Raw genomic sequence first — 13,534 nt, 5'->3', positions numbered from 1 at the left:
CGCGCCAACGATACGTCAGCGTTTCGCCTTGCACCCCGTGCATACGCGCTCGACCTTGTAACCCTTCGCCTTCAGCTTCTCGACCACGCCGTCGTTGCCCAGCAGGTGCAGCGTGCCCACCACCACCAGCGTACCGCCCTGCCCGGCCTGCAGGTACGGCAGCAGTTTCGGCACCCAGGCGTCATTGCGGCCGGTGTTGATGCGCTGATACAGCTGCGGATACTGCTGGCGCATTTCCGCCGCCATCCGGGTCCACAGCACGCGCTCGTCACCGCGGCGCCAGGCGTCGTGCAGCTGGCGTGCCTGCTCGTCGGCCTTGCCGGCCTGGTCCAGCGCTTCGGCCAGCATCTGCCGCTGTTCCTGCAGCGTCATTCCGTCGAGCATGCCGATCTGGGTGTCGATGTCTTCCAGTCCCGCAGTCTTGCGCCCGGTCTTCTGCGCACGCTCCATGAAGTGACGGTCCAGGCCCAGTGCCGGGTCCAGGCCCAGCTTCTGCATCTGCCCGACCGAAATGCTCAGGCCAACAAACCACGGCTTCATCCCCTGCATCTGCGCCAGCGGCAGCTTGTTTTCGGTGGCGAACACCTGCAGCTTCTGCCAGGTCGCAGCATCCAGATCGCGCTTGAGCTCGCTGCCATCGGTGCGGACCGCGGCCTGCACCATGCGGCTGGCCAGCTGCGGCGACTGCATGTCTTCCGGCGACAGTTCGAACACGACCCGCTGCGAGGCTTCGAACGCCTGTTCGACATCGGACGACAACGGGTAGTCCTGCGGCTTCAGCAGGTGGAAGGAACCGAGCAGGTAGAGGCGCGAATCGCCCTGGCCGGTCACTTTCCACAGCAAGGGCACCGGCGGCTTGGCCGCCGCTGCGCCAGCGGTATCGGCTTGCACGGTACGCGCTGCAACCAGCGGTGCCAGCGCACAGGCCACCAACAGAACGGCGGCACGCAACAGGGATCTGATCGGCATATCAGCCTTCTCCTTCAGGCAGGTGGTAGGCCTTCTCGCCCGCTTCCACGCGCAGGTCCAACCGGTTTTCCGGCGGCGCCAGCGGACAGGTCGCATAGGGGGTGAATGCACACGGCGGGTTGTAGGCATGGTTGAAATCGATGCGCACGGTGCCATCGGCAGCGGGTGCATCGGTATCCAGGTAGCGACCGGCCGGATAGCTGCCGCGGCCGCTGGTGCGATCGGCAAAGATCAGGAACAGCGGCTGCCCCGGCGCACCGATCGCCTCCAGCCGCCAGCTGCGGCCATCGCGCTGGAACTCGACCGCGCCGGCATTGGGCATTTCGGTGGTCAGGCCGGTGATGTCGACGATGGGCAGGGTCTTGCCCGGCGGGTGCGCGATGAAGCGCGCCTGCACCTGCCAGTCCGGACCACCCGGCCAGTACTCCAGGCCACCGAAATCGCGACGTGCCGGCGCATCGGCATGCTTGACCCGCAGCGCATCACGCGGACCACGGCGGATGATGCTCAGCAGGCCCTTGCCGCCATCGAAGGCGAGCAGCGTCGGCTGCGGATCCTTGTCGGTGTCGACACGGATGCGGCCGCGCACCGGCTGCCCGTCGTGGCTGACGTCAACGCCGGCCTCAGGTGTAAACCACCACTGCGTCCCTTCGCGGCGCAGCAGGCCCAGCTTGTCCGGCCCAACCGCGAGGCGGATGCCATTGGTCGCGCCGCTGCCGACGAAGTGCGATTTGTTCTGCAGCCAGTGCAGGCCGACCAGCGCCGTCCAGCCATCCGGCCGGGTCAGGTCCTGGTAGCGCGCTACACGCCATTGCTGCTGCCCGGCCGCGTAGGCAGGATCTTCAGCGGCCGTCGGCGCCGGCGGTGTTGCCGGGCTGCAGGCGGCCAACACCACGGCGGCCAGCAGGCCCGCCATTCCCCGATAACGCATCGATGCTCCCCTCAACGTCCGCGCAGGAACCAGCGGTCGATCTCCGCCAGCGAAAAACGGGCCCAGGTCGGCCTGCCGTGGTTGCACTGGCCGGACCGCTCGGTGATTTCCATGTCGCGCAGCAGCGCGTTCATTTCCGGCACGGTCAGCCGCCGGTTGGCCCGCACCGCGCCATGACAGGCCATGGTCGACAGCAGCTCATCGCGAGCACTGGCCACGCGCCGGCTCTGGCCGTGTTCGCGCAGGTCGGTCAGCACGTCGCGCAGCAGCCCTTCCGGTTCCGCATGCGCCAGCAGCGCCGGAATGCTGCGTACGTGCAGCGATCCCGGGCCGGCACGGGTCACCTCGAAGCCGAGTGCGGCCAGCGTTTCGGCTTCGCTTTCAGCGGTATCCGCTTCGCGCTCGCCGACCGCCAGCGTGATCGGCACCAGCAACGGCTGCGACTGCAGGCCGATTCCATCGTGTGCGTTCTTCAGGCGCTCGTAGCCGATGCGCTCGTGCGCCGCATGCATGTCGACCACGATCAGGCCTTCTGCATTCTCGGCCAGGATGTAGATGCCGTGCAGCTGCGCGATGGCATAGCCCAGCGGCGGTACGCCTGCGTCGGCACTGGTGACCGGCAGCCCGTTCTCGGTGGGCATCGGTGGCAGTGCCGCTGCACGCTCGGCACCGGCCGGCGTGGCATACAGCGCGGCATAGGCCGCCGGTGCATCGGCCACCTGCAGGCCCAGTGGCTGCTGCGGTCGCCACCCGGAGAATCCACCGCCCCCGCCCGAGCCGGCACCGGGTGCCGGACCGCGCACCAGCCCGAAACCAGAGGCGCCCGCGCTCGATGCCATCGGAGCCATGGCTGCATCGACCGGATGCGCGGGGCCGGCACCGATGTCCTGCGCCGACATGCCGGCACGGGTGTCGGCCAGCGCATCCTTCAGGGTGCGGTAGACGAAATCATGGACCAGCCGCGAGTCGCGGAAGCGCACCTCGTGCTTGGCCGGGTGCACGTTGACGTCGACGCGGGTCGGGTCAAGCTCCAAGAACAGCACATAGGCCGGTTGGCGGCCGTGATACAGCACATCGCCATAGGCCATCTTCACGGCGTGGGCGACGCTGCGGTCGCGCACCGAGCGACCGTTGACGTACAGGTACTGCTGGTCGGCACTGGCCCGCGAATAATGCGGCTGCGCGATCCAGCCGTGCAGCCGCAGGCCGGCACCGCTGTGATCCACACGCACGGCCTGGTTGGCGAAATCCTCGCCCAGTGTTTCGGCCAGGCGCGCATCGGAATACAGATCGCCCGGCTTGTAGCGGCGCGAGGCCTTGCCGTTGTGCGACACGCGCAGTTCGACATCCGGCCGCGCCAGCGCCAGTGAACGCAGCCATTCTTCGATATGGCCCAGTTCGGTGCGTTCTGCGCGCAGGAACTTTCGCCGCGCCGGCACGTTGTAGAACAGCTCGCGCACTTCCACCGTGGTGCCGGGCGCATGCGCGCGCGGGGTCACTTCGCCGATCTTGCCGCCTTCGATCTGCAGTGCCGAACCATGTTCGTCATGTGCGCGGCGCGAGGACAGGGTGAAGCGGCTGACCGATGCGATCGAGGGCAGCGCCTCACCACGGAAGCCGAGCGTGGCCACCGATTCAAGATCGTCCAGATCGGCGATCTTGCTGGTGGCGTGGCGTGAGACCGCCAGTGGCAACTGTTCCGGTGCGATGCCACTGCCGTTGTCACGGATGCGGATCAGGCGGACACCGCCCTCCTCAAGGTCGATATCGACGCGGCTGGCGCCGGCGTCGATCGCGTTCTCGACCAGTTCCTTGACCACCGACGCAGGACGTTCGACCACTTCACCTGCGGCGATCTGGTTGATGAGGATCTCCGGCAACGGCCGGATCGGGCGCGGATGGGTAGCAGACGTCATGCGGGGATGATAACGGAGCGGCCGAGGGTAGAGTCGAGCCATGCTCGACTGACGGGCTACCGGGAAGGCCCAGTCGAGCGCCGCTCGACTCTACAGAAAGCAGTAACCCGCCTTCGGCGGGTTACTTGCTGCCGCCGGCCATGGTGCCGGCTGCGTCGATCTCGGCCTGGGCGCGGGCCGCGTACAGCGTGCCCGGCGGCGGCTGGCGGCTGAAGAAGGTGTGCACACCATCCAGCACGGCCCCGGCGATCTTGCGCTGGTAGGCCGGATCGATCAGGCGGCGCTCTTCATCTGGATTGGAGATGAACGCGGTCTCCACCAGCATCGCCGGCATGTCCGAGGTGCGCAGCACTGCGAAGTTGGCGCGCTCGATGTTCGGCTTGTGGTTGTTGCCGATCCGCTTCAGGCCGCCCAGCACATGGCCGGCCGCATCCTCGGACGCCTTCATGTAGCCGCTCTGGGCCAGGTCCAGCAGCACGTTGGCGAGCGTGCCTTCGGTCTGCTGCAGGCGCACGCCACCGACCAGGTCGGCCGCGTTTTCCTTGTCCGCCAGCCAGCGGGCGCGCTGCGAAGAGGCGCCCTTGGTCGACAGCACGTACACCGACGAACCGGTGGCCGAACGGTTTTCCGCCGCGTCGGCATGGATCGAAATGAAGATGTCGGCCTTGTTCGCACGCGCCTTCTGCGCACGCATCGGCAGCGGGATGAACACATCGCTGTCGCGGGTCAGGTAAGCCTTCAGGCCCGGCGTCGCGTTGACCTGGCGGGCCAGCTCACGCGCCACGGCCAGGGTCACATCCTTCTCGCGCTTGCCGGTCGGGCCGATCGCACCGGGGTCCTGGCCGCCGTGGCCCGGATCGATGGCCACCACCAGGTGGCGCATGCCGGCCTGCATGCGGATGCGCGAGGCATCGCTGGGCATGGCCGGACGCGGTGGCACCACCGTCGTCGGAACCGGCGCAGGCGCAGTGGCCGGCGGCGTGGTTACCACGGCGGCGGTACGCTGGCCGGCAAGGATCGCAGCCGGCGATGCGGACGGCGTGCTGCTGGCAGCCGTACCCGCTGCCGCGACCTGGGCCGGAGCGGTGGACGGCGCCGGGGTCGGCGTGGCCGGTGTGGCAGCGGCGGCGCTGGCCTGCTGCTGTACCTGCGCGGTCAACAGTGCGGTGGCGCGCGCGGCGTCGTTGCGCGACTGCGCGCTCTCGGCCGGCGTCGGTGCGGGCGTGCTGGCAGGGACCTGCGGCTGTACCGCCGGCGTCGCCGCAGGACGACTGGCGGCCACGGCAGGACCATCGCCCGGCCATTCGATCACCAGCTTGGATTCATTGCCCTCGCGCTGCATCTGCGGGCGGAACGGCGCCACCGATTCAGCGAGGTCGAAAACGACACGGAAAGTGCCCGGCACCGGCTGTCCGGTACGCACCGCCGTGACCACGCCCTGCGCGGCCGGCATCTTCAGGTTGCGTATGGCGCTGGAATCCGGGAAATCGACCACCAAGCGGTTCGGACCGGCCAACGACAGGGTCTTGTAACCGCCACTGCCGACCAGCGAGATCTCGGCACGGGTGCCGGTAGCGCCGGTATTCAGCAGGACCTGGCGGACTTCGCCGGCCCACGCACTGACGCTCGCCAGACCCAGTCCGACGGCGGCACAGATGGCAATGAGACGGTTCCCCGGGCGCATGGCTCAGGATTCAATCACCGCGCTGAACGGAATGCAACACCTTTTTCCTTAATAATCCGTAACCTGCCGGTGTTTGTTCTCGTCAGCCGACAGAAATGGCCTGCAAGTCGCCCCCTTGGGGGAGCCGTTCCAGCCATTCATGTCCGATGTCGCTGGCCCCAGTGAGACGGGCGCGACGCCCCTGCCCCTCGATCTCCAGCGCCACCACCAGGTCGGTCGGCGGCAGCGCGCCAGCGCCGCGTTCCGGCCATTCGACCAGCCACAACACCGCGCTGCCCTCGTCCAGCCCGAGGAAATCGAGCTCGCCGGCCTGGCCGATCCGGTACAGGTCCAGATGCCACGCCTCGCCACCGCTGGCCAGTGGGTAGCGCTCGACCAGGGTATAGGTCGGGCTGCGGATCGCGCCCTGCACGCCCAGCGCGCGCAGCAGCGCGCGGGCCGTGGTGGACTTGCCGGCGCCCAGGTCGCCGCGCAGTTCGACCAGCGCCTGCGGTGGTCGGGTGGCGGCCAGCCACTGCCCGAGCTGTTCGGTGGCATCGCTGTCGGCAAGAAAGAAGTCGGTCATGGAGAGAGGTCCGGGTTGGCCAGTCGCCGCAGCGGCGCCAGCAGGTCAGTGGGAAGCAGGCCACGCGCGCCGTCGGCGGCCGCAGCATCGCCGGCGAGCGCGTGCAGCAACGCGCCAGCCGCAGCGGCGTCGAAGGCGGTCAGGCCCTGCGCACGCAGGCTGGCGATGATGCCGGTGAGCAGGTCGCCCATGCCCCCCACGGCCATGCCGGGATTGCCCGCAGCAATCAGCCGTGGCGTCTGCGCGGGTGCCGCCACGATGCTGCCCGCGCCCTTCAGCACCACCACGGCGTGGAAGCGCTCGGCCAATGCCTGTGCACTGCCATAGCGATCAGCCTGGATGTCAGCGGTGCTGCACCCGAGCAGGCGCGCGGCCTCGCCCGGGTGTGGCGTGAGGATCGCGTGCGGCAGTGCGCGCGGATCCTTCGCCAGCAGATTCAGTGCATCGGCATCAACCACCAGCGGCTTGTCACACGCCAGCACCCGTGCAAAGAGTGCGCGCGCCCACTCGTCCTGGCCCAGCCCGGGGCCGATCGCCACCACTCCGGCCCTGTCCAGCAGCGCCGGCAGCGCGTCACCATCTTCCAGCGCGTGGGCCATGGCCTCGGGCAGGCGCGCCAGCAAGGGGCCGACGTGATCGCGACGGGTGCCAACGCTGAGCAGGCCCGCGCCAGCACGCAGCGCCGCCTCGGCAGCCATCACGACCGCGCCGCCACTGCCGTGGTTTCCACCGATGCAGAGAACGTGGCCCGATTCTCCCTTGTGGGTATTGGCGCGTCGCGGTGGCAGCAGCACCGGCAAGCGGTCGCCCGTCCAGCGCTGCGCGCTGGCGTGGACACCGTCCCAGGCCTGATCAGGCAGTTCAAGTGGCGCCAGCCGACGCTGGCCCACCTGTTCCAGGGCATCACCGGTGTACAGGCCGCGGTGACACGCGATGAACTGCAACGTGACAGTGGCCTTCACCGCCACGCCGGGCACACAACCGCTGTCGGCATCAACGCCACTCGGCACATCCATCGCCAGCACCGGCCGTTGCGCCGCATTGAGGGCCTCGATCAGAGACTGGGCCATGCCGGCTGGCGCCCGGTCCAGGCCAAGCCCGAACAGTGCGTCTACATAGACCTCGGCAGCCGGCAACTGACCGTCGAACGCAACGATGCAGCCGCCTGCCGCGGCAAATTCCGCTGCAGCCTGCGCCGCCAGCGCCGTGGCGGGCGCCGTGCCGGGCAGCGTGACCACCTGTACCTGCCGCCCTGACCGCACGGCATGGCGGGCCAGCACGTAACCGTCGCCACCGTTGTTGCCGGCACCGGCCAGCACGCATAGCTGGAGGGCTTCCGGCCACTGCTGCAGGAGGCACTGCCAGCCGGCCAGACCGGCCTGGGCCATCAGGCTCCAGCCACCATCACCGGCCAGCGCCGATGCGCGTCCATCGAGCGCGCGCGCTGCTGCGGTATCGAACAGAAGGGAAAGATCGGGCATGCAGGGATTTTATACTGGTGCGCATGTCCCCCGTCCCCGCCCCCGTCGATCCGGCCCAGGCCGTGCAGCGCATCCGCGAACTGGCCCGTGCGCATGGCTTCCAGCGCTGCGGCATCGCCGGCATCGAGCTGGGCGAGGATGAGGCGCATCTGGCCGACTGGCTGGGCCAGGGCCTGTACGGCACGATGGACTGGATGGCGCGCCACGGCACGCTGCGTGCGCGGCCGGCCGAACTGCTGCCCGGCACCGTGCGGGTGATCTCGGTGGGCATGGACTACAGCCACAAGGACGACACCGAAGCCTGGGCGACCTTGGCCGATCCCGGCCGTGCCTACGTGGCCCGTTACGCGCTGGGCCGCGACTACCACAAGCTGATGCGCAACCGCCTGCAGAAGCTCGCCATGCAGATCAACGATGAGGTGGCGCCGCTGGGCTACCGCGTTTTCGTCGATTCGGCACCGGTGCTGGAACGCGCACTGGCGCGCAACGCCGGGCTCGGCTGGATCGGCAAGCACACCTGCCTGATCGACCGTCACGGCGGTTCCTGGTTCTTCATCGGCGAGATCTATATCGACATCCCCCTGCCGATCGACGTGCCGGCCACTGCCCACTGCGGTACCTGCACGCGCTGCATCGATGTCTGCCCCACCCAGGCCATCATCGGACCGCAGCGGCTGGACGCGCGGCGCTGCATTTCCTACCTGACCATCGAGCACGACGGTCCCATTCCCGAAGACATGCGGCCGCTGATGGGCAACCGCATCTACGGCTGCGACGACTGCCAGCTGGTCTGCCCCTGGAACAAATTCGCCAAGCGCACCGACGAAGCCGATTTCCGCGCGCGCAACAATCTCGATATCGCGCGCCTGGACCAGTTGTTCGCCTGGGATGAAACCGAGTTCCTGCGCCGTACCGAAGGCAGCCCGATCCGGCGCAGCGGCCATGAACGCTGGCTGCGCAACATCGCGGTGGCGCTGGGCAACGCGCCGACCACGGCAGAGACGCTGGCCGCGCTGCATACCCGCGTCGATGATCCCTCGCCGTTGGTGCGTGAACACGTGCAGTGGGCGCTGGGCCAGCACGCGGTGCGCTGACGTGCGATCCTGAGCCCCCGTTCCGCCCGCAGCACGCCGTTCCCATGCAGCCACGCAACAACGACATCCTCACCCCCAGCCAGCTCAACACCCTGGCCCGCGACCTGCTGGAAGGCAGCTTCCCGGCGATCTGGGTCGAGGCCGAACTGGGCAGCGTGGCGCGCCCTTCCTCCGGGCACCTGTATTTCACCCTGAAGGACGCACGTGCGCAGCTGCGCGCGGCAATGTTCCGGATGAAGGCGCAGTACCTGAAGTTCGTGCCGCGCGAAGGCATGCGCGTGCTGGTGCGCGGCAAGGTGACCCTGTACGACGCCCGTGGCGAGTACCAGATGGTGCTGGACCACATGGAAGAAGCCGGCGAAGGCGCGCTGCGCCGCGCCTTCGAGGAGCTGAAGGCACGGCTGGAGGCCGAGGGCCTGTTCGACCCCGCACGCAAGCGGCCGCTGCCGGCGCACGTGCAGCGCCTGGCAGTGATCACCTCGCCCACCGGTGCCGCCGTACGCGACGTGCTGAGCGTGCTCGGCCGCCGCTTCCCGCTGCTGGAAGTGGACCTGCTGCCGACCCTGGTCCAGGGCAGCAGTGCCGCCGCGCAGATCACCCGCCAGCTGCAGGCCGCCGACGCCAGTGGCCGCTACGACGTGATCCTGCTGACCCGCGGCGGCGGCTCGCTGGAAGACCTGTGGGCCTTCAACGATGAAGCCCTGGCCCGAGCGATCGCCGCCTGCAACACGCCGGTGGTGTCGGCGGTGGGCCACGAGACCGACTTCAGCCTCAGCGACTTTGCCGCCGACCTGCGCGCACCGACGCCGTCGGTGGCGGCCGAACTGCTGGTACCCGACCAGCGCGAACTGGCCCTGCGCCTGCGCCGGACTGCAGCGCGCATGGTGCAGCTGCAACGGCATGCGATGCAGCAGGCGATGCAGCGCGCCGACCGCGCCCTGCTGCGCCTGAACGCACAGAGCCCGCAGACGCGGCTGGACCTGCTGCGCCGTCGCCAGCTCGATCTGGGTCGGCGCCTGCATGCCGCCTTCAACCAGCAACAGGAACGCCGTGCCGCGCGCCTGCGCCATGCGGCGGCAGTGCTGCGCGGGCATCATCCGCAGCGCCAGCTCGACGCGATGCAGCGCCGCCTGGCAGCCCTGCGCGGGCGCCCGCAGATTACGATGCAGCGCCTGCTGGAACGCGATGCACTGCGCCTGCGCGGGCTGGCGCGTTCGCTGGAAGCCGTCAGCCCGCTGGCGACCGTGGCGCGTGGCTACAGCATCCTGACCCGCAGCGATGATGGTGCCCTGGTGCGGCACGTCGACCAGGTGCAGCCTGGTGACGCCCTGCAGGCCCGTGTTGGCGACGGCGTGATCGAGGTGCAGGTCAAGTAAAGGGGTGTTCGGCAGGGCTGCGCCCTGCACCTGCAGAAGCGTTCAAGCAACAGCAACAGCCGAAGCAACAGCCAAAGCTGGTATTCCGTGGGATGGCGGGGCGGTGTGGCTGTGCAGGACACGCCGTAAACCCATCCATGGGGGCTCGATGGCGCCATCCATGGCGCCAACGGTCCTGCACAACCACACCGCCCCGCCTCTGACAGATTCCGGAGGCTGTTGGTAGTTGTCGACCTTGGTCGACACGGTAGATCCACGCATGCGTGGATGAAAGCTGTCAGATATCGAATCAATTCGGGGTCAGATCCGTTTTCCGTAGGAAAACGGATCTGACCCCAAGCCATTCCGACAGATCGCGAGAAACTGTCGAAGGCGGGGCGGGTCCGGTTGCGGGAGTGTCCGCGGCATGGATGCCGCGGCCAAGCCCCCATGGACGGGTTTACGGCGTCTCCCGCAACCGGACCCACCCCGCCATCCCACGGAATGCACGCTGTTGCTGTTGCTGTTGCTGCTGCCGGCCAGCGGCCGGCACTACCGCGGGTGCAGGGCGCAGCCCTGCCGAACAACCCTTTACTTTGCCTGCTCGCAGAATTTCTGCCGGTACTCGAGCGCCTTCGGCATCAGTGCCTGCAGGTTCTGGATACGGGTACCCGGATTCGGATGGGTCGAGGCGAACTCCGGCGGTGACTGGCCACCGCTGGCCTGGCCCATGCGCTGCCACAGCGGCACCGCCTCGCGTGGATCGAAGCACGCCGCTGCGGCCAGCATCAGCCCCACTTCATCGGCCTGCGTCTCGTGGCTGCGCGCATACGGCAGCAGATACCCATAACCCATCGCCGACATCATCATCTGTTGCTGCTGTGCATCCATGCCGCTGGCGGCGCCGGCCATCTGCCCGATCTGGGTCAGCTTCTGCTGGGCCATGCGCTGTGCACCATGGCGCAGCAGTGCATGGGCGATCTCGTGGCCCATCACCACCGCCATCGCATCGCGCGTACGCGCCACCGGCACCAGCCCGGTGTAAACGGCCATCTTGCCGCCCGGGAGGCAGAACGCATTGGCCTGCTCGGACGGGATCACATTCACTTCCCACTGGAAATCCCGCGCGAAGTGCGCCGGCTGCACGCCATGCTCCTGTGCCAGCGCGGTCTCCACCACGTCGACCTTGGCGATCAGCCGCTGGGCGATGTCGCGCACGTCGCGCGCGATCGGTGCGTTCGGATCCATCGGCCGTTCCTGCGACAGGATCTGCTGGTAGGCCTGCAACCCCAGCGCCGTCTCCTGGCGCGCGTCCAGGCTGCTGTCGATCATCACCTTCTCACCGGTATAGGGATCGACCGTGCGGTTGGAAAACCAGTAGAACACCGCGTAGCCGGCAGCCAGCAGCAACACCCACCAGCGGATGTTGCCGAACAGGCCGCGCCGTTGCGGGCCTTGCGGCGAGCGGGAGAAGGGATCATTGCGCATCGGGCGGTCTTCCGGCAGGTCCCGCCGGCTGGCGGGCACGGCGCAATCTTAGTGCGCCGATGCCCGCAGCGGGTGAAGCCCGGCGCCGCTCAGATGCCGCGTACCAGGCGGAAGCCGATGCGCGCGTTGGTGGTGTCCGAATCCTGGGACTGCCGCCAGGCGGCACGGGTCTGCTCCGGCGCATTGGCCCAGTTGCCGCCGCGGATCACCCGTGCGCGGCAACCCGGGTTGAACCAGGCGGCACCGTCAGACGGCGCGCGCCGGTAGCTGGCATGCCAGCAATCGGCCACCCACTCGCTGAGGTTGCCACCCATGTCGTGCAGGCCGAAGGCATTGGCCTGGAAACTCCCTACCGGAGCCGGCCCCCACCAGCCATCGCCATAGCCGATGAAGGCGTTGTGCCAATGCCGGCCCGAAGGAGAAACGTCCTTGCTGCCAGTGAAGTTGCCGCTGCCAGGCGACGGCGTGCCGGCATCGCCCCACGGATAGCGGCCGCTGCTGCCGGCGCGCAGTGCATATTCGAATTCGGCCTCACTGGGCAGCCGGTAGCTGCGCCCGGTCTGCTCGGACAGCCACGCCGCGTAGTTCTCGGCATCGCGGATGCTGACGTGCATCACCGGCGAATTGGCCATCGCGCGGCCACCGTCGTAGTCCGAGCGCCAGTCCACGCCGCTGCGGCGGATGAAGTTGCCGCTACGCTCGTCATAGACCACCGAATGGCCCCGCCGGGTCGCGCGCGGGCGCGCATTGGATGCCTTCACGTAGCGTTCGAAATCGCTGACCGTGACCTCGGTGATCGCCATCGCGAAGCCACGATCGAAGCGCACATAGTGCGAAGGGCGCTCGGAATCACTGGATCCCGGTTCGGCATCACCGGCACCCATCTGGAAGCCGCCATGTGGCACCACCACCATCTGCGGCCCGCGCCCGCCATCGCGCATGGCATCGCTGAACACCTGCCCCGGGCGGAAGCTGCCGTAATGGGTAGCCAGGTCGATGCGCTCCCGCAGCTGGCCCACCACCGCGTCGCCCGGCAGCGCGATGCGCAAGGCCTCGGCCAGCTTCTCGCGGGCCGGCTTCAGGCCCTGCGGCGTGGCCAGGTCACGCAGACCGTCATCGCGCAGCTGCAGCAATGCCGCCGCACGGATCTGCTCGATGCGCTCGAACGCGTCGGCGATGGTCGGCGACGAATCGCGCACCTTGCTCGCTTCGGCCAGCCAGGTGCCGGCGCTGGCGAAATCGCGCGTGCGTGCAGCGTCCTCGGCACGGCGGATCAACCCGCTTTCGGCTGCGGCCAGTCCCTGCCGTGCGCGGCTGTTGTCCTCATCCAGTGCCAGTGCCTCACGGAAGTTGCCGATGGCCCCATCCCCGTCTTCACCGATCCGGTCCGAGCGCAGGTCCTCTTCGCCGGCGCGGTTGTAAGCCACCACGCGCTGGGCAAGCTCCACCCGTCCCTGCAGCGCACGCACCTTTTCGTCCTTTGGCGCCAGCGTCAGCAACACCAGCGCCTGGCGGCTGGCCTCGGCCAGCGCCTCACGCTGCTTCAGCGGCCGCACCAGCAGGGCGTCGGCCTGCTGCTGCAGGCGCTGGCGGGCACGTTGCAGGCCCAGCCGGGCCTGGCGGTCATCCGGGTCCTCTTCCTGCACGGCCAGCCACAACGGAATGGCGGCATCGGCATCCTCGTAGAGCCGGCCGTCGGCAAAGGCCTGTTCGGCCGCACGCCGCAACTGGGCAAGGCTGCGGCCCTGCCGGTCGACCCTGGGGGGCGTCCACTGCTGCACATCCTCGGCGGCATCCTCACCGCCGATGGTCACGCTGCCCTGCCCGGCCTGTGGGCTGGCATCGGTGCCGGTTTCGACATCCTCGGCCTGCCGCGTGGCCCCACTGGCCGCCCGGTCCGCCGTCGCGGGCGGCGACGGCGTGCAGCCGGCCAGGGCGACGGCCAGCGCGGTGCACAGCACGGGCGACAACGGAAAACGCAAGCAGAGCCTCCTTCGGCACGGACGCGGATCGACGTTAGGCTATTCTCCCCTGCCTGAGCAAACCCGAGT

Annotated in this window: 10 protein-coding genes; 2 read left to right on the top strand and 8 right to left on the bottom strand. The window is 68.7% G+C overall.

Annotated features, from left to right (window positions below; all coding sequences use genetic code 11):
* Window positions 1–15: 15 nt before the first annotated feature.
* The 6 genes from VPH47_RS06465 to VPH47_RS06440 form a co-directional block, all read right to left on the bottom strand.
* Window positions 16–969 (bottom strand): TraB/GumN family protein, encoded by a 954-nt coding sequence (locus VPH47_RS06465; protein WP_368850350.1) that lies wholly within the window; start codon window positions 967–969, stop codon window positions 16–18.
* A gap of 1 nt (window position 970) precedes the next feature.
* Window positions 971–1,900 carry a DUF1684 domain-containing protein gene (locus VPH47_RS06460; protein ID WP_368850349.1) on the bottom strand — a complete coding sequence of 310 codons (930 nt, stop codon included), beginning with the start codon at window positions 1,898–1,900 and terminating at the stop codon, window positions 971–973.
* 11 nt (window positions 1,901–1,911) lie between these two features.
* Window positions 1,912–3,816 (bottom strand): DNA mismatch repair endonuclease MutL, encoded by a 1,905-nt coding sequence (gene mutL / locus VPH47_RS06455; protein ID WP_153855923.1) that lies wholly within the window; start codon window positions 3,814–3,816, stop codon window positions 1,912–1,914.
* Window positions 3,817–3,937: 121 nt separating this feature from the next.
* Window positions 3,938–5,500, bottom strand: a complete 1,563-nt coding sequence (locus tag VPH47_RS06450; RefSeq protein ID WP_110712938.1) for an N-acetylmuramoyl-L-alanine amidase — start codon at window positions 5,498–5,500, stop codon at window positions 3,938–3,940.
* Window positions 5,501–5,582: 82 nt separating this feature from the next.
* Window positions 5,583–6,065, bottom strand: coding sequence for a tRNA (adenosine(37)-N6)-threonylcarbamoyltransferase complex ATPase subunit type 1 TsaE (tsaE, locus tag VPH47_RS06445; RefSeq protein ID WP_110712939.1), 483 nt, complete (start codon window positions 6,063–6,065; stop codon window positions 5,583–5,585).
* Window positions 6,062–7,546 (bottom strand): NAD(P)H-hydrate dehydratase, encoded by a 1,485-nt coding sequence (locus VPH47_RS06440; RefSeq protein ID WP_110712940.1) that lies wholly within the window; start codon window positions 7,544–7,546, stop codon window positions 6,062–6,064. The genes tsaE and VPH47_RS06440 overlap by 4 nt, the downstream gene beginning before the upstream one ends.
* Window positions 7,547–7,569: 23 nt before the next feature.
* Between VPH47_RS06440 and queG the strand changes: the two genes are divergently transcribed.
* Both queG and xseA read left to right on the top strand, forming a co-directional pair.
* Window positions 7,570–8,640, top strand: a complete 1,071-nt coding sequence (gene queG, locus VPH47_RS06435; protein ID WP_368850348.1) for a tRNA epoxyqueuosine(34) reductase QueG — start codon at window positions 7,570–7,572, stop codon at window positions 8,638–8,640.
* 44 nt (window positions 8,641–8,684) lie between these two features.
* A complete protein-coding gene (xseA, locus tag VPH47_RS06430; RefSeq protein WP_368850347.1) occupies window positions 8,685–10,016 on the top strand; it encodes an exodeoxyribonuclease VII large subunit in 1,332 nt (443 codons plus the stop codon).
* Window positions 10,017–10,586: 570 nt separating this feature from the next.
* Here the strand turns inward: xseA and VPH47_RS06425 are convergent.
* Window positions 10,587–11,483, bottom strand: coding sequence for a M48 family metallopeptidase (locus tag VPH47_RS06425; protein ID WP_088026614.1), 897 nt, complete (start codon window positions 11,481–11,483; stop codon window positions 10,587–10,589).
* A gap of 89 nt (window positions 11,484–11,572) precedes the next feature.
* On the bottom strand, window positions 11,573–13,465 hold the full coding sequence (locus VPH47_RS06420) for a formylglycine-generating enzyme family protein (RefSeq protein ID WP_368850346.1): 1,893 nt from the start codon (window positions 13,463–13,465) through the stop codon (window positions 11,573–11,575).
* Window positions 13,466–13,534 lie beyond the last annotated feature (69 nt).

Source organism: Stenotrophomonas sp. WED208, assembly GCF_040984485.1.
Taxonomy (GTDB): Bacteria; Pseudomonadota; Gammaproteobacteria; order Xanthomonadales; family Xanthomonadaceae; genus Stenotrophomonas; species Stenotrophomonas riyadhensis.
Note: the sequence above shows the minus strand (reverse complement) of the source record. Positions and strands in the feature narration are given on the sequence as shown.